This window comes from Acidovorax sp. T1, from assembly GCF_002176815.1.
In the GTDB taxonomy this organism is placed as follows: domain Bacteria; phylum Pseudomonadota; class Gammaproteobacteria; order Burkholderiales; family Burkholderiaceae_C; genus Acidovorax.
Window position 1 is genome coordinate 465,613 of record NZ_CP021648.1, and the last position, 22,578, is coordinate 488,190.

Consider the following 22,578-nt stretch of genomic DNA (forward strand, 5'->3'; position numbering starts at 1 on the left):
CCGGTCCCGGCGCTGTATCGCCAACGTCCCACGGCACCAAGGTGCTGCGGCTGGTCTTGTCCGTTTTGGCTTTCGCCGCGCTGCTGGCGTTTCCCACGGTGGTCGGCAATCCCTATTACATCCACTTGCTGGAGACCATCATGATCTACGCGATCGTGCTCTTTGGTCTCGACATCGTGGTGGGCTACACCGGGCAGGTGTCCCTGGGCCATGCGGGTCTGTTTGGCCTGGGGTCCTACACGGCGGGTGTGCTGGTGTTCAAGCTGGCCGCGCCCATCTGGGTCACCATTCCGGCCGCCATTGTGCTGACCGCGGGCTTTGGTGCACTGCTGGCGCTGCCCGCCCTGCGCGTCTCCGGCCCTTATCTGGCCATGGTGACGCTGGCGTTCGGCACCATCATCCAGATTCTCATCAACGAGATGAGTTTTTTGACCGAAGGCCCCATGGGCATCAAGCTGGACAAGCCCGAGATCGGCGGTTTTCAGCTGGCCAAGCGCGAGTATTTCTGGCTGGTGGCCACCATGATGGTGCTGTCGCTCATCGTGTCGCACCGCATTTTGCGCTCCCACCTGGGCCGGGCCTTCGAGGCGCTGCGCGGCAGCCCCGTGGCGTCCGATTGCATGGGCGTATCGGTTTACCGCTACAAGGTCTACGCTTTTGTGATCAGCGCCGGTTTTGCCGGGTTGGCTGGTTGTCTGTACGCGTATTCCGAGCAGTACATCTCCCCCAACTCGTACAACTTTGAACTCACGGTGCTGTTCCTGCTGGCGGTGATCATGGGGGGGCGCAAGAGCCGCATTGGTTCGCTGGTGGGCGCTGCCATCATCGTGCTGCTGCCCAAGCTGCTCGATGATGTGGAACTGTTCCGCTACGTGTCGGTGGGCCTGGCGGTGTTGGTGGCTATTACCGCCGTGGTTGCCATCCGAAGCGGGCGCTCCACCGTATCCCAGATGGTGATTCCGGTGGTGGGCAGTATTGCGCTGGCAGCGCTGTCTTTCTGGTTGCAGACCATGACCGACTGGCGTTTGTCGATCTTCGGCGTGATCATGCTGTTTGTTGTGTACTACCTGCAGGATGGCATTGTTGGTTTTGTCCGCAACGCGCTCAACCTGCGCACGGCACCTCCCGAGTTGCCCGTGCAACCCGCCGGTGCATCGCAGGCGGATGCGGTGTCCACAGCCGCCAAGGCGGGTAGATCGACCGAACTGTTGCAAGCCAGCGGCGTGCTCATGCAGTTTGGCGGTCTCAAGGCCCTGAACAATGTGGACCTGAGCATCCAGCGGGGCACCATCCACGGCCTCATCGGCCCTAACGGCTCGGGCAAGAGCACCATGATGAACGTGCTCACCGGCATTTACGTGCCGACCGCTGGCTCGATCAACTTTGATGGCCGCTCTGTGGTGGGGCGCACCTCGTCGGACATTGCGCTGTCGGGTATTGCACGAACCTTTCAGAACGTGCAGCTGTTTGGTGAGATGACCGCACTGCAAAACGTGCAGGTGGGCCTGCACCACAGCTTTGCGAGCAACCTGTTTGATGTGGCCGTGCACACGGGGCGCTATCGCCGTGAAAGCGATGCCTCCATTGCCCGGGGGATGGGCTTGTTGCGTCTGGTCGGCCTGGAAGACCTGGCTGCGGAACAGGCGCGCAACCTGCCTTATGGCAAACAGCGCTTGCTGGAGATTGCCCGCGCCCTGGCGCTGGATCCCCAGTTGCTGCTGCTCGATGAGCCCGCCGCCGGTCTCACCGCCCCGGACATCGTCGAGTTGATCGCCATCATCAAGAAGATTCGCGACCACGGCGTGACGGTGATCCTGATCGAGCACCACATGGATGTGGTGATGAGCATCTGCGACACGGTCTCGGTTCTGGACTTTGGCCAGAAGATTGCCGAGGGCATGCCCGCTGCGGTCCAGGCCGATGCCAAGGTGATTGAGGCTTACCTGGGCGGTGGTGCCGAGACTATCGTGGCCCAGCCCGCCTGAGCCCGACGCACCCAGAAACGACGATACAAGACGCACAACACATGCTGACCATCCAGAATCTATCGGCCGGCTACGGCAAGGTACAGGTGCTTCACGGCATCTCCATCGAAGTGCCCAAGGGCAAGGTCGTGACGCTGATCGGCTCCAACGGCGCCGGCAAAACCACCACCATGCGGGCGGTGAGCGGCATGATCGCGCCCACGGCGGGCCAGATCACGCTCAACGGCAAGCGCATTGATGGCCAGGAGGCCTACACCATTGCCAAGCAGGGGCTGGCGCACTCCCCGGAAGGGCGGCGCGTTTTTGCCACCATGACGGTGACCGACAACCTCACCCTGGGGGCGTTCCCCCGCCTGACGGGCAGCCGCCCCCGGGGCGATGTGGCCGGTGACCTGGAGCGGGCACTGGAGCTGTTTCCGCGCCTCAAGGAGCGCCGCACCCAACTGGCAGGCACCCTGTCCGGTGGCGAGCAGCAGATGCTGGCCATGGCCCGTGCCATCATGCTCAACCCTGAAGTGGTGCTGCTCGATGAGCCCTCGATGGGCCTTGCGCCCATTCTGGTGGCGGAGGTTTTTCGCATCATTGAACGCCTCAAGGGAGAGGGTGTCACCATGCTGCTTGTGGAACAATTTGCAGCGGCCGCCCTGGCGGTTGCCGACTACGGCTATGTTCTGGAAAACGGCCGTATTTCTGTACAAGGCCCGGCTGAGCGCCTGCGCGATGACCCGGCCGTCAAGGCCGCCTACCTCGGTGGCAGTCACTGACTTGGCGCACTCGGCGGTTGAGGAGTGGCCGGGCCGCAGTGCCCGTTGTCGGTCGATACGCTGATCCCAACCCAGGCCCCCCCATGCCCGACACCGCTTTTGATCCCTTTGTCAGCGCGGCCTTGCTCACCATGGCCCGCCTGGGGCGCACGCCCCGGCCGCTGGACTTGCCCGCCGCACTGCGTCCGCAGGATGCGGTCCAGGCCTATGCCGTGCAGGACGCCGTGGTGCGCGAGCGCGGCGAGATCGCCGGCTGGAAGGTGGGCGCCGCATCGCCCCAGGCGCAGCCCGCGCGTGCGCCACTCACGCACGATTCGGTGTGGGTGGCGACGGCCGGGCAGCCCGTGCGCCTGTCTGCCGCCGGTTTTTTTGTGATGGGGGTGGAGGCTGAACTGGTGTACGAACTGGGCGCCGACCTGCCGGGCCGCGCAACGCCCTACAGAGCGGCCGAGGTGCTGGCGGCCGTGGTATCGGTGCGCGCCGCCATCGAAGTGTGCGACACGCGCTATGCCGCCTGGGCGCAGCAGGGCGAATGGAGCCGCCTGGCTGACCAGGCCTGCCATGGGGCACTCATCGTGGGTTCGGGCACGGTCGATGTGGCTTCCGTGCAGTCCCTGGCACAAGGGGTGAGCCTGTCGGTGAATGGCGCGGTGGCCGTGCAGCACTCTGCCTGGGGCAACCCGGCGGGCGACCCGCTGCGGCTGCTGACTTGGCTGGCCAACGACGGCGCGCGCAGCCTGGGCGGGCTGCGGGCGGGCCAGTGGGTGACCACCGGCTCGTGCACCGGCACCGTGCTGGTGGCGCCGGGCACGGTGGTGGTGGCAGACTTCGCCGGTCTGGGCCGCGCCGAGCTGCAGCTGCACTGATGTGCCGCGCCCGGCGCGGGCGAAGGGCGCCGGCGTCAGTTGCGGCGCGGGTTGTCGGGCTGATGGTCGCGGCGGTTGGCCACGCCATCGCCATCGCGGTCCCGGTCGTGGCGGTTGGCCACACCATCCCGGTCACGGTCCCAGCCGCCGCGCTGCATGGCCCAGCGGCCGTCATGCTCCACCCAGCGGGGTTCGCGGTAGTGGTAGCCGGGGCGGGCTTTCACCCAGTAGCCCTGCATCCACACATGGCGGTGGCTGCGCCATTCCCAGTGGCCGGGTACCCAGACCATGCCGCGTCGGGGGCGGGGCACCGCCTCATGGCGCGGTGGCGGCGGGGCCTGGTATTGCACCCGCGCCGGCACAGGCTGCTGGTAGTGGGGGCTGCCCGACTGGATGACGACAGTGGCGCCGACCTGTGCGTGCGCCGCTGTCAGGGCGCTCAGCGACAGCAGGGCGATGGAAGCGGCGGCGAGGGCAATGCGTGCCATGGTGTTCTCCTCAGAAATGATTCCGTGCGGAACCGGGAGCCTTGATCGTGGGGGCGCCGCGTCAAGCGCATGTAGGTGCTGTGCGAAGTGTTGTGAAGTTGTGTTTCAGCGCGCTGGCACGCACGCGCCCTGCAAGCCGGTGCCGGCGCAGGTTGGGTGCCATGGAGACTGTGCAAAATTGCACCCACAGCAACACCCAGGAGCAGTCTTCATGGCGAATGAAAAGAGCGATCCGGCGCACGCGGACCCCAACCAGTTCGCCCTGCTGCGCCAGCGCCGCTTTGCGCCGTTCTTCTGGACGCAGTTCTCGGGCGCGGCCAATGACAACCTGTTCAAGTTCGCTTTCACCGTGATGGTGACCTACCAGCTCAGCGTGTCGTGGCTGCCGCCGGCCATGGCGGGGCTGGTGATCGGGGCGCTGTTCATCCTGCCGTTTTTGCTGTTCTCGGCCACCTCGGGCCAGCTGACCGACAAGTACGACAAGACGCGCATGATCCGCTTCGTGAAGAACCTGGAGATCGCCATCATGCTGGTGGCGGCGGGTGGGTTCATCGCGGGCCATGTGCCGGTGCTGCTGCTGTGCACCTTTTTGATGGGCGTGCATTCCACGCTGTTCGGCCCGGTGAAGTTTGCCTACATGCCCCAGGTGCTCAGCGAGCGCGAGCTCACGGGCGGTAACGGCATGGTCGAGATGGGCACCTTCGTGGCCATCTTGCTGGGCAACGTGGCCGGTGGCCTGCTGGTGGCGCTGCCCGGGAATGGGCTGACAGGGGGCCACACCACCGTGGCCGTGGCCTGTGTGCTGCTGGCGCTGCTAGGGCGGGCCGTGGCGCAGTTCATCCCCCCGGTGCCCGCCACCGACCCGGGCCTGGCGATCAACTGGAACCCCTTCACCGAGACCTGGCGCAACCTGAAGCTGGCGCACCAGAACATCGTGGTGTTCCGCTCGTTGCTGGGCATCAGCTGGATGTGGTTTTTTGGCGCGGTGTTTCTGAGCCAGTTCCCCAGCTTTGCCAAAGAGGTGCTGCATGGCAACGAGCAGGTGGCTTCGCTGCTGCTGGTGGTGTTTTCCATCGGCATCGGCACCGGTTCGCTGCTGTGCGAGGTGCTGTCGCGCCGCCATGTCGAGATCGGCCTGGTGCCGCTGGGCGCCATCGGCATGAGTGTGTTTGCCATCGACCTTTACTTTGCCGCGCGGGGCCTGCCGCCTTCCGACGTCATGGACCTGGCCGCCTTCGTGGCGCAGCCCGCGCACTGGCGCGTGATGGCCGACCTGGCGCTGCTCAGCCTGTTTGCCGGGCTGTACAGCGTGCCCATGTATGCGCTGATCCAGATGCGCAGCCAGCCCACGCACCGCGCCCGCATCATCGCGGCCAACAACATCCTGAACGCGCTGTTCATGATCGGCAGCGCGGTCATTGCCGGCGTGCTGCTGGGCGCGGGCTTCACGGTGCCGCAAATCTTCTTGTTCACCGGCATTGCGAACGCGGTGGTGGCGTTTTATATCTTCATGCTGGTGCCTGAATACTTGCTGCGCTTCGTGGCCTGGGTGGCATCGCGTTTTGTCTACCGTTTCAAGGTGCGGGGCGACGAACACCTGCCCACCACCGGCGCCGCCATCCTGGCCTGCAACCATGTGAGCTTTGTCGATGCCGTGCTGCTCATGGCTGCCAGCCCGCGCCCTATCTGCTTTGTGATGGACCACCGCATTTTTCGGGTGCCGGTGCTGGGCGCATTGTTCCGCCTCGCCAAGGCGATTCCGATTGCGCCGCAAAAGGACGACCCGCGCGTGTATGCCGCGGCGTTCGAGCGTGCCGCCCAGGTGCTGCAAGGCGGCGATTTGCTGGCCATTTTTCCCGAAGGCGGCATCACCCAGGATGGGCAGCTGCAGGAGTTCAAGGGCGGCATCATGAAGATCATCGAGCGCGCGCAGCAAGAGGGCGTGGAAGCGCCCGTGATTCCGATGGCGCTGACCAATCTGTGGGGCTCATTCTTCAGCCGCATCGAGCGCGGCACTGCCATGGTGCGGCCACTGCGGCGCGGCATGTTCAACCGCGTGGGTCTCAACGTGGGGCGCCCCATGCCAGCGCGCCAGGTGCAGCCCGCGCTGCTGCGCGAGCGGGTGGCGCGCCTGCTGGAGGCTTGAAGAAGGACTATCGGTGCCAGTAACCGGGCGGCGGTGGCGGCGCCGTGGGTGCGCCGTAGGCCGGGCCGGTTGCCCCCGGGCTGGTGAGCATGCGGCCGTACACCGGGATCTGATGGCCGCGGGCATACATGCATTGCACATAGGCGCTGTCGTAGCCGCGTTGGCTGCCGTAGCCGGCAGATTGGGCATTGCCAGCGCCCACGGTGGAGCCCATCAGCAAGCCCATGCCCGCGCCCGCCGCTGCACCCTGGTGGTTGCCGCCTAGCGCAGCGCCGGCCAGGGCGCCAACCGCCGTGCCCACCACCGCGCTGCCGACCGTGCTCTGATTGATGGCATCGGTGGCGCCACCCACCTGCACCTGTGCGTACTGCCGGCAGTTGACGTCGTCGTACCGGAACTGCTCAAAACTCTTGGCGCTGCCCGGCAGCACCGTCACGCTGGGGCCGGTGGGCATCACCGTGCAGGCGGTCAAGGTGAGCGCCAGCAGCGGCAACGTTGCGAGGGAAAGGGTTCTCATCATGCGTCCTCAGGTAGGAGATGGGGCGCCGGCCAGGCGCCATGGCCATGGCCGTCGGTGGCCGGGGTGTCCGTCAGTTGGCGTTGGCCGGTGGCTGGGCAGGCACCTGCAGCCAACCGCCGGGGCATTGGGTGATGTAGGGATAGTAGCCATCGGGCTGGTTGCAGCGGTACCAGTAGCCCTGGGGCGGCTGCCCGGTGGTGCCGCCGCTGTAGCCCGGTGTGTCGTTGCCGCGCTCGATGTAAACGGGCGGTTCGGCAGGCACCGCAACCACCGGGGGCGACCAGCCGTATGGGTCGGCATAGTAGTAAGGGTAGGCAGGGCGGTAAACGGGATAGCCGAAACCCGGGCCCAGGTAAAGGCCGATGCCGACCCGCGCACCACCCCGGTGTCCATGGCCGTGCCCGCCCCGATCGGCCCACGCCACACCGCTGGCGACCAGCGCGGTGAGGGCCGTCACAGCCAGCGCGAGAGGCCGCAGTTTTTGCCGCATCATGATTTCACCTTGGTGATCTGTATGGATGTTGTTGGGGGCCATGCCGGGGCAAAAGTTCCTTCCCCTGCGCCTGGCATGGCCGCCACGAGGCCGGGCACCCTCGCTGCCATGAAGCAGACGCCAGGCCGGGAGCGCGGTGCACAGTGTAGCGGCATCGTTGGGCGGGAATAATGGTAAAAACGGGCTCTAGCGCTTTATTTGAAAGCGTCAATAGCTATTAAATACATAGCATTTACGGGGAGAAGGGGCCATGAGCAAATCACTGCGCCTGTCCGAAAAATGGTTCCGCCGAGGCCTGTGGCTGGTGGCGCTGGTGTTTGCCGGCTTCCTCATCGGGCTGGGCGGCACCATTGTGGGCGATCTGCCCAAGGTCGAAACACCGCTGCGCGTGGATGACTTCCTGGACCGCGCCGCAGCCGACAAGCTGCGCGCCCAGGTCAAGGACGCGCGCCAGGCCGAACAAGAGGCGCAGACCGCGCTGGAGCAGGCCCAGCTGCAGCGCAGCAAGGCGCGCAGCGAAAGCCAGGTCGAGCGCGAAACCTTCAGCAACTGGCTGGCCGCGCGCAGCGTGACCCAGCGCGCCGAGCATGACCCCGAGGTGCTGGCCCGCACGCAGGCGCTGGACACGCTCAAGCAGGCCGAGCGCACAACCCAGCAGGCGGTCGAGGCGCAGCAGCAGGCCGCGCTCGATGCCCGCCAGGCCGCAGCCGCCGCCCAGGCACGCCTGGGCCAGCTCGAAGCCGCCGGCTACGAAAAGCTCAGCACCGAGCGCCGCAAGGTCGAACTGCGCGTGTTCCTGTACCGCCTGGCGCTCACGCTGCCGCTGCTGGCCATCGCCGGCTGGCTGTTTGTCAAAAAGCGCAAGGGCACTTGGTGGCCGTTTGTGTGGGGCTTCATCTGGTTTGCGCTGTTCGCCTTTTTTGTCGAACTGGTGCCGTATTTGCCCAGCTATGGCGGCTACGTGCGCTATGTGGTGGGCATTGCCATCACGGCGCTGGTGGGGCGCTACGCCATCGTGGCGCTCAACCGCTATCTAGAGCGGCAAAAGCAGGCCGAGTCCCTGCCCGACCCGCAGCGCCGCAAGGAACTGGGCTACGACGTGGCCCTGGCGCGCCTGGCCAAAAGCGTGTGCCCCGGTTGTGAGCGCCCGGTCGATCTGAAGAACGACAAGATCGATTTTTGTCCCCACTGCGGCATTGGCCTGTTTGACCACTGCGGCCACTGCAGCACGCGCAAGAGCGCCTTTGCCCGGTTTTGCCACGCCTGCGGCACGTCGAGCCAGCCCGCCGCAACCGCACCGGCAATCCCACCTGCCACATCCGCGTGATACAAAGGCAGGCGGCGCTCAGGGCTTCCCCCCCCGCGTGCCGCGTTTCACAGCAACCTCAACGTCACTCCGGGAGCACATATGGGTTTCTTTTCCAATATTTTTTCCAAGATTTTCCCGTCGGCCAACGCTGCCGAAGTCGTAGTGGCCGCGCCATCGGCGCCAGACGCCGCCAGCGCACCGGCCGCCCCCGCGGCACCGGCGTCCATCCCGCTGGGTGACGTGGCGCCCATCCTCGACGCCATGCCCGGCGCCAGCGCGCTGAACTGGCGCACCTCCATCGTCGACCTGCTCAAGCTGCTGGGCCTCGATAGCAGCCTGGCCGCCCGCAAGGAACTGGCCGGCGAGCTGCTTTACAGCGGCAACGGCGAACCCGGCTCGGCCGAATGGAACATCGGGCTGCACAAGCAGGTGATGCGCAGCATTGCCGCCAACGGCGGCACGCTGCCGGCCGATCTGCGCGACTGATCCGCGGCGCGCCTTCGGTTCCGCCTCAGCAGGCCCCTGCCATCTCGCATGGCAGGGGCCTTTTTTCTGGCGCCGTGTTGGCGACGCAGTCCCGTCGTTGGGCACGCACCGCCCTGGTATTGCCATGTACGGGTGTGGGTTTTCCGGTCTGCGTCAGCGCCTGCGCCACCGCTGCCGCCATTGGCGCTTGATTACTCGCGCCAGGCGCCATGCCCACGATGCCCGCGCGCGCCAGCACGGCATGCTTGAAGCGCATCCAGCGTGCATAGTTCAAGGCAAACCAGCGCAACCGCATGAGTGCGGGCTGCGTCAGCGTGCACAGCCGCGCCACCACGGCGGTGTTCACGATCTTGGTCACCACGATCACCAGCATGCCCAGCAGCACCAGCCCGCGCCCCACCGCCTACAGGGCCAGCAGCTTGACGGGCAGCCGCAGGGCCGTGGGCAAAAGAAAGACCGCCACCGCCGCCCAGGGCGGCAGGCTGCGCACCACAGTGCCTCGACCCACCGCAGGCCGGGCCAGGGGCCAATGCGCGCCAGCAGCCCGCTGCCCAGGCCAGTCAGGGCACGCACGGGCCAGCGCAGCAGATGGTGCAGAAATTTACGAATGGTTTTGGCGCCTTGCGCTTGCGTGATAAGCGCTAATAGCTATCAAATAAATAGCGAAAGGGTGCCGCCATCACCCCATGTTCACACCCCCCGCGTCCGGTCCGCCTTGAACTGCGCCCGGAACTGCGCAAACTGCCCTGCATCCAGCGCCGCGCGCACCTCGCGCATGAGGTTCAGGTAGTAGTGCAGGTTGTGGATGGTGGTGAGCATGGGGCCCAGCATTTCGCCGCAGCGGTCGAGGTGGTGCAGGTAGGCGCGGCTGAAGCCTTCGCGCCCGCCGTCGTCCCACGATACTCCGGAGCTGCCCGCGCAGGCGTAGCAGGTGCAGCTGGTGTCCATGGGCTTGTGGTCGGCCTTGTGGCGCGCGTTGCGGATCTTCAGGTCGCCAAAGCGCGTGAACATCGTGCCGTTGCGCGCGTTGCGCGTGGGCATCACGCAGTCGAACATGTCCACGCCCTGGGCCACGCCTTCCACCAGGTCTTCGGGCGTGCCCACGCCCATCAGGTAGCGCGGCTTGTGCGCAGGCAGGCGGTGGGGCGTGTGGGCCATGATGTCCAGCATCTCGTCCTTGGGTTCGCCCACGCTCACGCCGCCCACGGCGTAGCCGGGGAAGTCCATCTCGACCAGGCGTTCCAGCGACTCCTGGCGCAGGTTCTTGTACATGCCGCCCTGCACGATGCCGAACAGGGCATTGGGGTTGTTCAGGCGGTGGAACTCGTCCTGGCTGCGCTGGGCCCAGCGCAGGCTCATTTCCATGCTCTTGCGTGCCTCGGCCTCGGTGGTGAGGTGGCCCTTGGTTTCGTAGGGTGTGCACTCGTCGAGCTGCATCACGATGTCGCTGTTGAGCGTGGTCTGGATCTGCATGCTGACTTCGGGCGACATGAAGAGCTTGTCGCCGTTCACGGGAGAAGCAAAGTGCACGCCTTCTTCGGTGATCTTGCGCATGGCGCCCAGGCTCCAGACCTGAAAGCCGCCCGAATCGGTGAGGATGGGTTTGTCCCATTTCTCAAAGCCGTGCAGGCCGCCAAAACTTTGCATGACCTCCTGGCCGGGGCGCATCCACAGGTGAAAGGTGTTGCCCAAAATGATCTGCGCGCCCATGTCGTGCAGGCTTTGCGGCATGACGCCCTTGACGGTGCCGTAGGTGCCCACGGGCATGAAGATGGGGGTTTGCACCACGCCGTGGTTGAGCGTGAGGGTGCCACGGCGGGCGTGGCTGGTGGGGTCGGTGGTGAGAAGGTCGAACTGGAGCATGGGCGCGATTGTCCCAGATGGGGCCATCTCCCTGCCGCTGGCCCGCGCGCCGCCAACGCGCCGCTACACTGGTTCGAACCGTTCAATCAAAAGGAGTTGTTGCCATGATCAAGATACTCATCGCCGTGGATGGCTCGGCACTCTCGCTTGACGCCGTGCACCATGTGCTGCGTCTGGTGCAGGACGGCCTGCGCGCCAGCGTGGTGCTGGCCAACGTGCAAGAACCCGCGTCGCTGTATGAGCTGGTGGTGTCGCGCGACCCCGACCTGATCGCCGCCGCCAGCGTGGAGGCGGGCGAGCACCTGATGGCCCCGGCCCGCGTGCTGCTGCAGGCGGCCGGTCTCAGCTGCGAAACCGCCGTGGGCGTGGGCGACCCGGCGCATGTGCTGGTGGACATCATCGAAAGCTCGGGCTGCGACATGGTCATCATCGGCGCGCGCGGCCAGGGCGCCATCAGCAGTGCGTTGCTGGGGTCGGTATCGCAAGAGCTGGCCCATGCCAGCCCGGTGCCGGTGACCATCGTGAAGCACGCCGAGCTACCAGAGCAAGAGGATGATGGGGAAGGCGTCGCAGACCTGGCAGCCTGAGAGGCTGAGAGTCTTTCATCCATGCCCGCCTAGCACGCCAAAACACACCGGCTCGTCGTTGCAAATACTCGCCATAGCCCGAGCTATGGCTGTGTTTTGCGCCTAGACCCGGCGCGTTTTGACGCGCCTTTCGGGCACGGCCGAAAAACGCTCAGCCTCTGAGCCGCAGATGCGCCAAGGGCCGCTTGCTGCGGCCCTTGGCGTTGGAAGAAGCAGAGGGCTTCGGCGGCTTCAGGCCGCCTTGCGAAACGGCTCGGCCGTGCGCTGCAGCTTGCCGTGCGGCAGGCTGGCCAGGCGCTTGAACATGCGCCGCGCATAGCCATTGACCCACAGGCATTTGTTGAGCTCGTCCACCGGCAGCGGGCCCGACACCACCACGATGTCATTGGCCATGTCTTGCGCGCCCGCTGCGCGCAGGCGCCGGCGCGTGTTGTTGGCCCACGACTGGATGCGCGTGGGGCTGCCATGCTGGTGCACCTGGCCCGTGTGCGCATCGAACGCAATCGCCACCGTGTCGGTCTTCAGCTTGAACCGGCGCTCGCCCGTGACCGCGCTGGGCGTGTCACGCATGTCGTACAGGTAATAGCTGCCGGCCTTGAGCTGGTATTGCATGTCCATGGGGTTTCCTCTTTAGCGGCATTGTCGAGGGCGCACGGTGCGGGCAAAGGCGGGTAAAGGGCTGGAAAGCAGCTCTTTTCTGGCGCCTTTCGCAGGGGCCATGCCGGCGTTGGTGCGCGTGCCATTGTGGCGGCGTCCCGGCGCGTGAGGGCCAAACTTGAGGGCGATGTCGTAACGAGTTGTGAGGCGACGAGGGCGGCAGTGATGGCCCTGGCCCTCTCCGGCGCTGCGCGCTACCTGCAGCGCGTGACACTGGCGCGGCCCAAGCCAGGGCAGCCGTGCAAGGGCCGCCCCGCCGCACTGGCTGCGTCCCCCTTCTCTCGAATTGCGCAGCAATTCGAGAGAAGGGGTGAAGGCGCGCAAGCGCCTCAGGGGGATGTACGCTAGAAATCCACCAGGCTCAGCCCCACGCTGAACGCCGTGCGCTTGTGGTTGTAGTCGATCATGCTGTCGCCATAGCCGCTGAACAGCTGGGTGTGCAGGCGCAGGTTGCTTTTGCTGCCGCCCAGGCCGGTGCCCAGGGTTTGCAGCCATTCCAGCCGGGCCGAGCCGCGCCCGGTGCTGGACAGCGAGTGGCGCACCGTGGCGCCCAGGGTGTTGTCCTTGTCCAGGTTCCAGAACACCTGCAACTCGCCCCGGCCGACGTAGTCGCTGATGCCGGGGTTGTCGTCGCTGGTGCTGTTTTCGGACAGGCGCTTCCAGACGCGCGCCCGCACGTTCCAGCGGTTGTCCAGCTCCATGCCGGTCATGAGATAGACGCGGTTCCAGCTGCGCGACAAGGGGTTGCTCTGGCCGTTGGACTGGTGCACCAGCCCGGCGCCGCTGTAGCGCCAGCGCCAGCCAAAGGGCAGCTGCGCATCGGTGGGATAGACGTAGATCACCTCGGGCTCATGGTCGGTGGTGCGGAAGGGGCGCGAAAGGTCGGGGCTGAACAGCTGCCAGTGCGACTGTTGCGTGTAACCAAACCACAGCGAATCCTTGAGCGTGGGGTGGCCCCGCGTGAGCATGCCCTGGGCCAGCTTGGTTCGCACCGACAGCTGGATGCGGGTTTCGGTGCGCCGGTAGGGCGTGGCTTCGGTGGCGGTGTGCCCCTCGGCATCCGAGCTGGGCTGGCGGTTCACGCTGTTGGCGGCCACCACCGACACGGTGATGGGCCGGTAGCCGCGAAAGCTGAAGGTGCCGCAGTCGCTGCCCGATTCCAGTTCCCAAAAGCGCGAGATGTCGCTGTATTGCGTGTCACGGCAACCTGCGGTGTTCGACACCTCGATGATGCGGGTGGCTGGCAGCCGGGTGTCCACCGGCAGCGGCACTGCCGAGGCGTCTGCGCCCTGCTGGACGGCAGCACCCGGTGCATCCACTGCACCTGCTTTGGCCGATGCACTGGGCGCCTGCCAGGCCTGCTGGCTGGCCCACTGGTCGAAACAGGCCAGGCGCGCCTGGTTGTCGTCGGCCAGGGCCGCGCACCGGCGCCATGCCGTGTCGGCGCTGGCAGGTGTGGCGCTGGTGGTTGCGTTGCGGGCGGCGGGCGCCTGCTGGGCCAGGGCGGCGCTGGCTGGGGCCAGCAGCGCCAGCGCCAGGGCGGCGCCGTGGCGCGCGTTCATTGCCAGCCCGCCTGCTTGCGCAGGACGAAAGGCAGGGCGGTGGGGGGTTGGGCGTTGGTCCATGTTCCGTGTATTTCCTTGCCACAACTTCCTTCGACCACCTGGCCTGTCCAGGTGGCGCTGATGTTGGTGCCGTTGATGGATTCTTCCAGGGTCAGATCGCCCGCATCCACATCGCCGCTCAGTTGCGCACGGGTTTCACCCCGTTGCACGGTGCCGCGCACGCTTTCGGCCAGCTCGGGATGGGAGCCCAGTTGCAGCACGGCCGTGGTGGCGGGTTGGGGCGCCGCATCGGGTGTGGCGGGCTGCAGCGTGGCGTGCCAGCGGCCCTGCAGGTGCTGGTGCGTCATGTCGGCCGCAGCCGGGCACGCTGCCGTGGATTTTGGGTCATTTTGGCCAATAGCGCTTGCAGGATAAGCGCTGATAGCTATCAAAAGCGCAGCAATTTCCCAGGCGCTGCGGGCACGCGGCGCGGTGGGGCAGGGCGTGGCGTGGGCGGTGACGGGATGTGTTGCCATGGTGCGTGAACCTTCTCAGGCGGTAGGCGCCGGGTGGGTGGGCGCAGCCGCATTGGCGGCGCTGGCGGCCTGGGCCTTGGCGGCAAATTCGGCGCGCAGGGCCTTGAGCTTTTCGCGCGGGTCTTCGCGCGTGGTGGCCTTGTCCAGGCCCATCTCGGCAATGAAGCGGCTGGGCCGCGCGGCCACCATCTCGCGGCCCTTTTTGCGCTTTTTGGTCCAGCTCACGGCCAGGGTGCGCTGGGCGCGGGTGATGCCCACGTACATCAGGCGGCGCTCTTCCTGCAGGCGCTGCAGGGTGTCGTCGGCCACCTTGAGCTGGCGGCCCTCGTCGTCGTCGAGCTTGAAGGGCAACATGCCCTCGGTCACGCCCACCAAAATGACATGCGGCCACTCCAGCCCCTTGCTGGCGTGCAGGGTCGAGAGCGTGACCATGTCCTGCTCCTGCTCGCGCTCGCTGATGGTGGACAGCAGCGCAATGGTTTGCGACACCTCCAGCAGGCTCTTGGTCTCCTTGGTCTCCTTGGCCACCACGGCACCGGCGGTGTCGTCGATCTGGCCGCCCGCGCGCTGGGCCATCCAGTCGCAAAACTCCAGCACGTTGGTCCAGCGGGCGGCGGCCACTTTCTCGCTGTCTTCGCCGTCGTACAGGTGCTGCTCGTAGCCGATGTCCTTGAGCCAGTCGACCAGAAAGGCGCGCGAGGCTTCGGCGCCATGCGTGTGGCGGGCGCGGTGCTCCAGGTCGTTGATGGTGCGGCCAAACTCGTGCAGGCCATCGAGCGCGCGTTTGGGCACGGCCGCGGGCAGCATGCCGTTGAACAGCGCGCCAAACATGCTTTGCTTGTGCTGCGTGGCAAACGCGCCCAACGCGGCCAGCGTGGTGTGACCGATGCCGCGTTTGGGGCTGCCGATGGCACGCAAGAATGCCGGGTCGTCGTCGTTGTTGATCCACAGGCGAAACCAGGCGCACAGGTCCTTGATTTCGGCGCGGTCAAAAAAGCTGGTGCCGCCCGACACCTTGTAGGGGATGTTCGCCTTGCGCAGCGCCTTCTCGAACGGCTTGGCCTGGTGGTTGGCGCGGTACAGGATGGCAAAGTCCTTCCACGCAGGCGGCGGGTTGGCTGCGGCGCGCAGGCTCTGGATGCGGGCCACGGCGCGGTCGGCCTCGTGCTCTTCGGTGTCGGCATCGACCACGCGCACGGGCTCGCCCTCGCCCAGTTCGCTGAACAGGGTCTTGGGAAACAGCTTGGGGTTGGGCCCGATCACGTTGTTGGCCGCGCGCAGGATGGCGCTGGTGGAGCGGTAGTTCTGCTCGAGCTTGATGACCTTGAGCGCGGGGTAGTCGAGCGGCAGCTTCTTGAGGTTGTCGAGCGTGGCGCCGCGCCAGCCATAGATGGACTGGTCATCGTCGCCCACGGCCGTGAAGTGACCGCGCTCGCCCACCAGCAGCTTCAAAAGCTCGTACTGCGTGGCGTTGGTGTCCTGGTATTCATCGACGAGCACATGGCCGAGCAGCGCCTGCCATTTGGCGCGCACCTCGGGAAAGTCGCGCAGCAGCTTGAGCGGCATGCCGATGAGGTCGTCAAAGTCCACGCTCTGATACGCCGCCAAGCGCTCTTCGTAGCGCGCCATCACCACGGCAATGCTGCGCTCGTTGTCGTCGGCTGCCTGGGCCAGCGCCTGCTCGGAGGTCAGGCCCATGTTCTTCCATTTGCTGATGGTCCACTGCCACTGGCGCGCGGTGGCCAGGTCGGTGGTGCCGCCGGCGGCGTCTTTCAAGATGCCGGCCACGTCGTCGGCATCCATGATGCTGAACTGGGGCTTGAGGCCCAGCACCGCGCCGTCTTCGCGCACCATGCGCACGCCTAAAGCGTGAAAGGTGCACACCAGCACATCCTTGGCACGCCGGCCGATCAGGCCCTTGGCGCGCTCGCGCATTTCGGCGGCGGCCTTGTTGGTGAAGGTGATGGCGGCAATGCGCCTGGGCTCCATCCCGCGCTCGATCATGTGCGCGATCTTGTGGGTGATCACCCGCGTCTTGCCCGAGCCGGCGCCGGCCAGCACCAGGCAGGCCCCGTCGGTGTAATGGACAGCCTGGAGCTGGGCGAGGTTGAGACCGGCAGACATGGGGAGGAGAAAGCGAGAGCGCGAAGCGGGGGACGACAGAGCGCGCAATGATACAGAGCCGGGTCGAGCGGCTGCGCCCTGCACAGGCGCAAAAAATTTCACATGGCGAAGCGGCGGCCACCCATCCCCGCTTCGCCCTGTCCTGCGAGAATGCCCGCCGTGCTGTCTGTTCTGGTTGTTACCTTTCCTTTCTTCGCGCTCGTGCTCTGCGGCTACCTGGCCGCGCGCAGCGGCGTGCTGCCGCAACCCGCTATTTCCGGGCTCAACGCCTTCGTGCTGTACTTTGCGCTGCCTTGCATGCTGTACCGCTTTGGCGCCAGCACCCCCATAGCGCAACTGCTCGACCCGGCCGTGGCCGGCGTGTACCTGCTGTGCGCGCTGGTCATGGTGGGCGGCACGGTGGCCCTCACGCGCGGGCCGCGCATGGGCTGGAACGACGCCGCCTTTGGCGCGCTGGTGGCGGCTTTCCCCAACGCCGGCTTCATGGGCGTGCCGCTTTTGGTGGCGCTGCTGGGTGCGCAAAGCGCGGGCCCGGCCATCGTCGCCATCGTGGTGGACATGGTCATCACCAGCTCGCTGTGCATCGCGCTGTCGCGGCTCGATGGCGCCGGCACCCACGGCGTGGGCGTGGCGCTGCGCAATGCCTTCAGGGGCATCGCCACCAACCCCATGCCCTGGTCGATTGCGCTGGGCGCGCTGGCCTCGGCCCTGCAGTTCACGCTGCCCGGCCCGCTGAACAAAACCGTGGCCATGCTGGCCGACGCCGCCTCGCCCGTGGCGCTGTTCGCCATTGGCGCCGTGCTGGCCCGCTCGCCGATGAGCCCGCACGAGCGCGTGCTGGTGCGCGACTACGTGCCCATCGCCCTGGCCAAGCTGCTGCTGCACCCGCTGCTGGTGTGGGCCGTGGGCCGGGCCGCCATCGCGCTGGGGGTGCCGCTCACGCCGTTCGCCCTCACGGTGCTGGTGTTGCTGGCGGCGCTGCCCAGCGCCAGCAATGTTTCGCTGCTGGCCGAACGCTTTGGCGCGCACAACGGGCGCATCGCGCGGATCATCCTGGTGTCCACGGCGCTGGCGTTCTTGAGCTTTTCGGGGGCGGTGGCGCTGTTGACCTGAGTGCTTTTATTTTGATAGCTGGTGGCGCTTTGTCCATAAGCGCCAGAGGTTAAAAAGATGCGCTTTTCTTGTGGTCGAAAACTCTCTGCAAGGGGCTGGCCTGATTCGGTATGTCCAGCACAGGGCGAGTCAGTTCGTCCGGGCTTCTGGCGCCAGCCAGGTAGTCTTGGCCGTCGAAGTGTCGGGTTTTTTTACACTCGCGGCTCTTTTAGATCGGGATCGCACGCCGAAACATTTGTAAGTGTTTGATCTGTAACGAATAAAACAACAAAACACGTGCATGGCGCGTAATTTGCTCTTAAGTGCCCAGACCCAAGGCAATCGCGCGGAACGAACCCATGGGGCTCCATTTACCTCACCCAAAACAATCGGAAGTTCTATGACCATGTTCTCCAAAATAGCGCTTGCTGCTGCCATCAGTGTTGCCGGGGTCGCGGCCCATGCCTTGCCGGTGGCGTCCATCGGCGCTGGCAGTGTTGCCACCGCACAAGTCCTTGGTGCAAGCCTGTTTTCGACCAACTTCGTCTCTACAGTGACCAACTCGACCACGCAGCCGCACGTCGAGGTCACACGGTCAACCGGGTTGAGGACGGCGTATGACTTCTACACCTTTGGCACGTCTGGTGGACTCGTCACGATCGACTTTGACAGCGTCAACGACACGGACATGGAAGTCGGCCTGTGGAACGCTGCGGGCACCTTGTTGGCGGCGAACGATGACAACAACTACGACTTTGGTGGTTCTATTTTGGATGCCGCCATCGTCAACTTCAACGTGGCTGCGGGTAACTACTTCATCGGGGTGTGCCGCTTCGGTTGCGGCTTTGGAAACGCTTTTGCCGTCAGTGGCGGCGCGCTGGGCAACAGCGGTGCCTATGTAATGAATGTGTCGGCAAACCCGGTGCCCGAGCCTGGCTCGCTGGCCTTGATGGGCCTGGCGCTGGCCGGTCTGGGCGTTGCCTCGCGCCGCTCGAAAGCGCGCTGAGCAACGACAGGGCCAGATGCAGGTTTCCGGCGACGCTGCGGCCTGCTTCTCTTTTGATAGCTTAAGGCGCTTTATCTACAAGCGCTTGAGCCATAAAACACCTCAAACTACCCCAGGCAACTTCAAATCGCCAGCGGGTCCACATCCACCAGCCAGCGCACCAGCCCCTTGTGCTCGGGCTGGCTGCGGGTGGTTTGCAGCACCGGCTGCCACGCGGCCAGAAAGCGTTGTAGCGCGGCGCGGCTGGGGCTTTCCATCAGCATCTGGGCGCGTTCCACATTGGCCACGCGCTGGATGGTCAGGGGCACGGGCGGGAACAGGGTGACCGCCTCCAGCCCCGGCAGTCCTGCCGCATGGGCGGCGGCGGTGGCGGCGGTCAGAAAACCCTGCGCCACCTCTTGCGTGCGCGCGTCGGCCCGCACCAGGGCCTGGTACGAGAACGGCGGCATGGCGGCCTCTTCGCGCTCCTTCAGTTGCTGGGCGGCAAAGGCCGGGTAGTCGTGCGTGCGCAGCGCCTCGAACACGGCGTGCTGGGGGTGAAAACTCTGCACCCACATCTCGCACGGCGTGCCCTGCGCGGCCATGTAGGCGGCGTCGCGCCCGGCGCGGCCGGCGGCCTGCATGAGCAGCGCAAACAGCCGCTCGGGCGCGCGAAAGTCGCTGCTGAACAGGGCGCCATCGGGCTGCACGGCGGCCACCAGCGTGATGCGGCGAAAGTCGTGGCCCTTGGCAATCATCTGCGTGCCCACCAGCACATCCACCTCGCCCGAATGCACCTGCGCCAGCTGTGCCTCCAGCGCGCCCTTGGCGCGGGTGGTGTCGGCGTCGATGCGGGCGATGCGGGCGGGCGCGCCGTCGGGGCGCTGCACGTTGCGCAGCAGGGCGCCAAGTTGCTCTTCGAGCTGCTCGGTGCCGCGGCCCATGGGGTGGATGTCGGGGCTGCCGCAGGTGGGGCAGTGGTAGGGCACGCGCACGGTATAGCCGCAGTGGTGGCAGCGCAGCGTGCGGTCGGTTTTGTGGAAGACCTGGTGCGCGCTGCAGTGCGGGCAGTCGCTTTTCCAGCCGCAGTCGGCGCAGTGCAGCACGGGGGCGTAGCCACGGCGGTTCAGCAAGACCATGCTTTGCTCGCCGCGCGCCACGCGCTCGGTGATGGCCTGCAGCAGCGGGGCGCTGAACACGGTGCGCCGGGGCTGCTGGTTCATGTCCACGCGCCGCACGCGGGGCAGGGCGCCGGCGTCGCTGCCTGAACCGATCCGACTTGGCATGTGCAGCCGCACATAGCGCCCGCCCTCGGGGTCTTCGGCCGTGGGCGGGCGGCTGGCGTGCCAGCTCTCCAGCGAGGGTGTGGCCGAACCCAGCAACACCTTGGCGCCTTGTTCGCGCCCACGCCAGATGGCCAGGTCGCGCGCCGAGTAGCGGGCACCCTCCTGCTGTTTGTAGCTCGGGTCGTGCTCCTCATCCACCACGATGAGTTTCAGCCCCGGCAGGCTGGCAAACACCGCCATGCGTGTGCCCAGCACGATGCGCGCGCTGCCGCTGTGCGCGGCCAGCCAGCTCTTGAGGCGCTGCGGGTTCGTCATGCCGCTGTGCAGCGAGACCACGGCGCCTGCGCCAAAGCGTGGTGCGAAGCGGCCGACAAAGCGCTCTTCGAGCTGGGGCGTGAGGTTGATTTCGGGCACCATCACCAGCGCCTGGGCCGTGGCGTCGGCCTCCAGCATTTCCTGCACGCAGCGCAGGTAGACCTCGGTCTTGCCGCTGCCGGTGCTGCCAAACAACAGGAAGGGGCCTTTTTCAGAGGCAATTCTGGCTCTGGCGCTTTCCTGCTCTGCGCTAAGTGCTATGGTTTGAATAGCGTCTGAGTGGTCGCCCACTGCCTGGGCCGGGCGGCGCAGGCGGCGCGCTAGCTGTTCGGGTTTCAGGTCGCGCAGCTGCGGGGGCAGGGCGGCCAAGGCCACTTCGCCCAGGGCGCGCTGGTAATAGCGCGCCGCAAACGCCACCAGGCGGCGCCAGGGCCCATCGAGCGGGGCCACGCCGTCGAGCACGCCGGCAATGGCGCGCAGGGTGGCGCCGTCGGGCAGCTCGCCCGTGGCCGCGTCGGCATCCCACACCACACCCAGCACCTCGCGTGCGCCCAGCGGAACGCGCACCAGCGTGCCGGGCGCCAGCGGGCGCTCGCTGGCGTAGCTCAACAGGTCGCCCACACCGCTGTGCGACGGGGTCTGCAGGGCCACATGGACGATGGTGGGGTGGGCGGACATTACGGGCGCATCTTGATGTGATGTGGGGGTGTGGCGGCTAAGTGCTTGATTTGGCTGGTGCCGGCAGGTAATCCCGGTTTTCTGTGGATAACTTTGTTGACATCCTGTCAGGATGCCCTGCCAGGCCGCATGAATGCTGGCCTGCAACAGATTGCCCGGAAAAAGGGCATGAACAAAAAATCCTTATGAATCAATCGTCTGAAGAATTTCAGGGGGAATTTTTGTGTTAGCACGGTCGTCCGGATATTTGCTGCGCCGCACCACGATTTGTGTGCATAAGTCGTACAGCCCGGGTTCGTCAAGAGGGAAAAATGCCCCCGATTTGTGCTAGCCACCGATGCTGCTCCTCAAAAAATTCTTCAATTTGACCTGCAAGTGATTGATTTCATGGGGGATTTGCAAGAAATCCAGAATTTCTGTGGATAACTTTGTTGATATCTCGGGGGTTTGGCCTGCAAGTCCTTGAAATGACGCGTTTCGGCTGGTTTGCTTACAAAAAAGGCATTTGGATTAAATCGTTCAAAATCAATCACTTAGCGGAAATTTTTAGAAATGGCACAGACCGTTGGAACGGTGTGCAAGCGCCGCCGCCGAGCGACTGGGGGCGCCCCATTTTGTGCATAACCGTGGCCTGCACGCCACCGCGTGGTGCATGGGGCGGCGGCCCCGTCCCTTCAGCGCTGGCGCTGCGCGCGCGAGTAACCGTGCACCGCCTCCACCAGCGCCGCCACATGCTCGGGCGGGGTGAACTGGCTGATGCCATGGCCCAGGTTGAAGATGTGCGTGGGGCCGGTGGTGGTGCGGTCGGTGTGCGGCGCGCCGAAGCTGTCGAGCACCTTGTGCACCTGGCTGACGATCTGCGCGGGCGGGGCAAACAGCACGTTGGGGTCGATGTTGCCCTGCAGCGCCTTGCCGGGGCCGCCCACCTGGCCACCGACGATGGCGCGGGCCTTGCCCAGGTTGGCCGTCCAGTCCAGGCCCAGCACCTCGCAGTCGATGTCCTTCATATCTTGAAGCCAGATGCCGCCGCCTTTGGTGAAGACGATGCGCGGCACGTCGGTGCCGTCCACGCCGGTGCGCTTCAGTTGCGCCAGCACACGCTTCGTGTAGGCCAGGCTGAATTCCTGAAATGCCCCATCGGCCAGCACACCGCCCCAGCTGTCAAAAATCATCACGGCTTGCGCGCCTGCGTCGATCTGGGCGTTCAGGTATTGCGCCACGCTGTCCGCGTTCACGGCCAGGATGCGGTGCATCAGGTCGGGGCGCGCGTACATCAGGCTCTTGACCAGGCGGTAGTCGTCGCTGCCCTTGCCCTCGACCATGTAGCAGGCCAGCGTCCAGGGGCTGCCCGAAAAGCCGATCAGCGGCACGCGGCCGTTGAGGGCCTTGCGGATGCTGGTGACGGCGTCAAACACGTAGCGCAGCTTGTCCATGTCGGGCACGGCCAGCTGGGCCACGGCGGCCTCGTCGCGCACCACCTGGGCAAAGCGCGGGCCCTCGCCCTCGGCAAACGACAGGCCCAGGCCCATGGCGTCGGGCACGGTCAGGATGTCGCTGAACAAGATGGCGGCGTCGAGCGGGAAGCGATCGAGCGGCTGCAGCGTGACCTCGGTGGCGTATTGGACGTTGGTGGCCAGGCCCATGAAGCTGCCTGCCTGGGCACGCGTGGCCTTGTACTCGGGCAGGTAGCGCCCCGCCTGGCGCATGAGCCACAGGGGCGTGTAGTCGGTGGCCTGGCGGCGGCAGGCGCGCAGGAAGGTGTCGTTGGAGAGGGGCGCGAAGGTCATCCCGCAATTGTCGCAGGCGGACCACCCGCCTCGACACTCGACCCGGCGGTGGAAATTTGACGCGCAT

General features: G+C 65.9%; 19 protein-coding genes and 1 pseudogene. 9 read left to right on the forward strand and 11 right to left on the reverse strand.

Translation table 11 applies throughout. From position 1 onward, the window contains the following. The first annotated feature begins 41 nt into the window (after positions 1–41). From CCX87_RS02265 to CCX87_RS02275, 3 genes are all read left to right on the forward strand, one after another. Positions 42–1,985, forward strand: coding sequence for a branched-chain amino acid ABC transporter ATP-binding protein/permease (locus CCX87_RS02265; RefSeq protein WP_369825275.1), 1,944 nt, complete (start codon positions 42–44; stop codon positions 1,983–1,985). A 41-nt stretch (positions 1,986–2,026) separates the two neighbouring features. Beyond that, complete coding sequence (locus CCX87_RS02270) at positions 2,027–2,749, forward strand: ABC transporter ATP-binding protein (RefSeq protein WP_087743413.1); 723 nt, start codon at positions 2,027–2,029, stop codon at positions 2,747–2,749. 83 nt (positions 2,750–2,832) lie between these two features. Next, positions 2,833–3,615 carry a 2-keto-4-pentenoate hydratase gene (locus CCX87_RS02275; RefSeq protein ID WP_087743416.1) on the forward strand — a complete coding sequence of 261 codons (783 nt, stop codon included), beginning with the start codon at positions 2,833–2,835 and terminating at the stop codon, positions 3,613–3,615. Between the two features lie 35 nt (positions 3,616–3,650). Here CCX87_RS02275 and CCX87_RS02280 read toward each other — a convergent pair whose 3' ends face one another. Continuing rightward, positions 3,651–4,103, reverse strand: coding sequence for a YXWGXW repeat-containing protein (locus CCX87_RS02280; protein WP_087743417.1), 453 nt, complete (start codon positions 4,101–4,103; stop codon positions 3,651–3,653). A gap of 211 nt (positions 4,104–4,314) precedes the next feature. On the opposite strand from CCX87_RS02280, the gene CCX87_RS02285 reads away from it, so the two are divergent. Further along, positions 4,315–6,249, forward strand: a complete 1,935-nt coding sequence (locus CCX87_RS02285) for an MFS transporter (protein WP_087743419.1) — start codon at positions 4,315–4,317, stop codon at positions 6,247–6,249. Positions 6,250–6,256: 7 nt separating this feature from the next. On the opposite strand, the gene CCX87_RS02290 is transcribed toward CCX87_RS02285, so the two are convergent. After that, positions 6,257–6,766 carry a YMGG-like glycine zipper-containing protein gene (locus CCX87_RS02290; protein ID WP_087748131.1) on the reverse strand — a complete coding sequence of 170 codons (510 nt, stop codon included), beginning with the start codon at positions 6,764–6,766 and terminating at the stop codon, positions 6,257–6,259. 73 nt (positions 6,767–6,839) lie between these two features. Next, entirely contained in the window at positions 6,840–7,262 is a 423-nt protein-coding gene (locus CCX87_RS02295; RefSeq protein WP_232476462.1) for a hypothetical protein, read from the reverse strand. Positions 7,263–7,512: 250 nt separating this feature from the next. On the opposite strand from CCX87_RS02295, the gene CCX87_RS02300 reads away from it, so the two are divergent. Together CCX87_RS02300 and CCX87_RS02305 are read left to right on the forward strand one after the other, a co-directional pair. Next, positions 7,513–8,589, forward strand: a complete 1,077-nt coding sequence (locus tag CCX87_RS02300) for a serine endopeptidase (RefSeq protein WP_087743421.1) — start codon at positions 7,513–7,515, stop codon at positions 8,587–8,589. A gap of 81 nt (positions 8,590–8,670) precedes the next feature. Then, a complete protein-coding gene (locus CCX87_RS02305; protein ID WP_087743423.1) occupies positions 8,671–9,057 on the forward strand; it encodes a DUF3597 domain-containing protein in 387 nt (128 codons plus the stop codon). A 25-nt stretch (positions 9,058–9,082) separates the two neighbouring features. On the opposite strand, the gene CCX87_RS21220 is transcribed toward CCX87_RS02305, so the two are convergent. Next, positions 9,083–9,430, reverse strand: a complete 348-nt coding sequence (locus tag CCX87_RS21220) for a hypothetical protein (protein ID WP_232476463.1) — start codon at positions 9,428–9,430, stop codon at positions 9,083–9,085. A 317-nt stretch (positions 9,431–9,747) separates the two neighbouring features. Beyond that, positions 9,748–10,920 (reverse strand): tRNA guanosine(34) transglycosylase Tgt, encoded by a 1,173-nt coding sequence (tgt, locus tag CCX87_RS02315; RefSeq protein WP_087743424.1) that lies wholly within the window; start codon positions 10,918–10,920, stop codon positions 9,748–9,750. Positions 10,921–11,024: 104 nt separating this feature from the next. On the opposite strand from tgt, the gene CCX87_RS02320 reads away from it, so the two are divergent. Next, positions 11,025–11,507: a universal stress protein gene (locus CCX87_RS02320; protein ID WP_087743426.1), complete on the forward strand. Its 483-nt coding sequence runs from the start codon at positions 11,025–11,027 to the stop codon at positions 11,505–11,507. A 231-nt stretch (positions 11,508–11,738) separates the two neighbouring features. Here the strand turns inward: CCX87_RS02320 and CCX87_RS02325 are convergent, their stop codons facing one another. The 4 genes from CCX87_RS02325 to CCX87_RS02340 all read right to left on the reverse strand — a co-directional run bounded on the left by CCX87_RS02325 (position 11,739) and on the right by CCX87_RS02340 (position 16,368). Then, the gene (locus tag CCX87_RS02325; RefSeq protein WP_087743428.1) at positions 11,739–12,125 is read right to left on the reverse strand and encodes a hypothetical protein; all 387 of its coding nucleotides are present in this window, start codon (positions 12,123–12,125) and stop codon (positions 11,739–11,741) included. 383 nt (positions 12,126–12,508) lie between these two features. Continuing rightward, positions 12,509–13,726, reverse strand: a complete 1,218-nt coding sequence (locus CCX87_RS02330; RefSeq protein WP_232476464.1) for a phospholipase A — start codon at positions 13,724–13,726, stop codon at positions 12,509–12,511. Next, complete coding sequence (locus CCX87_RS02335) at positions 13,723–14,244, reverse strand: hypothetical protein (protein ID WP_232476465.1); 522 nt, start codon at positions 14,242–14,244, stop codon at positions 13,723–13,725. The genes CCX87_RS02330 and CCX87_RS02335 overlap by 4 nt, the downstream gene beginning before the upstream one ends. A 15-nt stretch (positions 14,245–14,259) precedes the next feature. Next, on the reverse strand, positions 14,260–16,368 hold the full coding sequence (locus CCX87_RS02340) for an ATP-dependent helicase (RefSeq protein ID WP_087743434.1): 2,109 nt from the start codon (positions 16,366–16,368) through the stop codon (positions 14,260–14,262). Between the two features lie 159 nt (positions 16,369–16,527). Between CCX87_RS02340 and CCX87_RS02345 the strand changes: the two genes are divergently transcribed. Together CCX87_RS02345 and CCX87_RS02350 are read left to right on the forward strand one after the other, a co-directional pair. Next, complete coding sequence (locus CCX87_RS02345) at positions 16,528–17,481, forward strand: AEC family transporter (RefSeq protein ID WP_087748134.1); 954 nt, start codon at positions 16,528–16,530, stop codon at positions 17,479–17,481. A 520-nt stretch (positions 17,482–18,001) separates the two neighbouring features. After that, positions 18,002–18,466 (forward strand): annotated as a pseudogene (locus CCX87_RS02350) (DVUA0089 family protein); the annotation flags it as partial. A 122-nt stretch (positions 18,467–18,588) separates the two neighbouring features. Here CCX87_RS02350 and priA read toward each other — a convergent pair. Together priA and hemE are read right to left on the reverse strand one after the other, a co-directional pair. Then, positions 18,589–20,724, reverse strand: a complete 2,136-nt coding sequence (gene priA, locus CCX87_RS02355; protein WP_087743438.1) for a replication restart helicase PriA — start codon at positions 20,722–20,724, stop codon at positions 18,589–18,591. Between the two features lie 674 nt (positions 20,725–21,398). Beyond that, positions 21,399–22,511, reverse strand: coding sequence for a uroporphyrinogen decarboxylase (gene hemE, locus CCX87_RS02360; protein WP_087743440.1), 1,113 nt, complete (start codon positions 22,509–22,511; stop codon positions 21,399–21,401). Positions 22,512–22,578 lie beyond the last annotated feature (67 nt).

Bases quoted from the DNA above. Each gene is read 5' to 3' on its own strand.
- CCX87_RS02270 (WP_087743413.1), top strand. From the start codon at position 2,027: ATGCTGACCATCCAGAATCTATCGGCCGGCTACGGCAAGGTACAGGTG.
- CCX87_RS02275 (WP_087743416.1), top strand. From the start codon at position 2,833: ATGCCCGACACCGCTTTTGATCCCTTTGTCAGCGCGGCCTTGCTCACC.
- CCX87_RS02280 (WP_087743417.1), bottom strand. From the start codon at position 4,103: ATGGCACGCATTGCCCTCGCCGCCGCTTCCATCGCCCTGCTGTCGCTG.
- CCX87_RS02285 (WP_087743419.1), top strand. From the start codon at position 4,315: ATGGCGAATGAAAAGAGCGATCCGGCGCACGCGGACCCCAACCAGTTC.
- CCX87_RS02290 (WP_087748131.1), bottom strand. From the start codon at position 6,766: ATGAGAACCCTTTCCCTCGCAACGTTGCCGCTGCTGGCGCTCACCTTG.
- CCX87_RS02295 (WP_232476462.1), bottom strand. From the start codon at position 7,262: ATGATGCGGCAAAAACTGCGGCCTCTCGCGCTGGCTGTGACGGCCCTC.
- CCX87_RS02300 (WP_087743421.1), top strand. From the start codon at position 7,513: ATGAGCAAATCACTGCGCCTGTCCGAAAAATGGTTCCGCCGAGGCCTG.
- CCX87_RS02305 (WP_087743423.1), top strand. From the start codon at position 8,671: ATGGGTTTCTTTTCCAATATTTTTTCCAAGATTTTCCCGTCGGCCAAC.
- CCX87_RS21220 (WP_232476463.1), bottom strand. From the start codon at position 9,430: ATGCTGGTGATCGTGGTGACCAAGATCGTGAACACCGCCGTGGTGGCG.
- tgt (WP_087743424.1), bottom strand. From the start codon at position 10,920: ATGCTCCAGTTCGACCTTCTCACCACCGACCCCACCAGCCACGCCCGC.
- CCX87_RS02320 (WP_087743426.1), top strand. From the start codon at position 11,025: ATGATCAAGATACTCATCGCCGTGGATGGCTCGGCACTCTCGCTTGAC.
- CCX87_RS02325 (WP_087743428.1), bottom strand. From the start codon at position 12,125: ATGGACATGCAATACCAGCTCAAGGCCGGCAGCTATTACCTGTACGAC.
- CCX87_RS02330 (WP_232476464.1), bottom strand. From the start codon at position 13,726: ATGAACGCGCGCCACGGCGCCGCCCTGGCGCTGGCGCTGCTGGCCCCA.
- CCX87_RS02335 (WP_232476465.1), bottom strand. From the start codon at position 14,244: ATGGCAACACATCCCGTCACCGCCCACGCCACGCCCTGCCCCACCGCG.
- CCX87_RS02340 (WP_087743434.1), bottom strand. From the start codon at position 16,368: ATGTCTGCCGGTCTCAACCTCGCCCAGCTCCAGGCTGTCCATTACACC.
- priA (WP_087743438.1), bottom strand. From the start codon at position 20,724: ATGTCCGCCCACCCCACCATCGTCCATGTGGCCCTGCAGACCCCGTCG.
- hemE (WP_087743440.1), bottom strand. From the start codon at position 22,511: ATGACCTTCGCGCCCCTCTCCAACGACACCTTCCTGCGCGCCTGCCGC.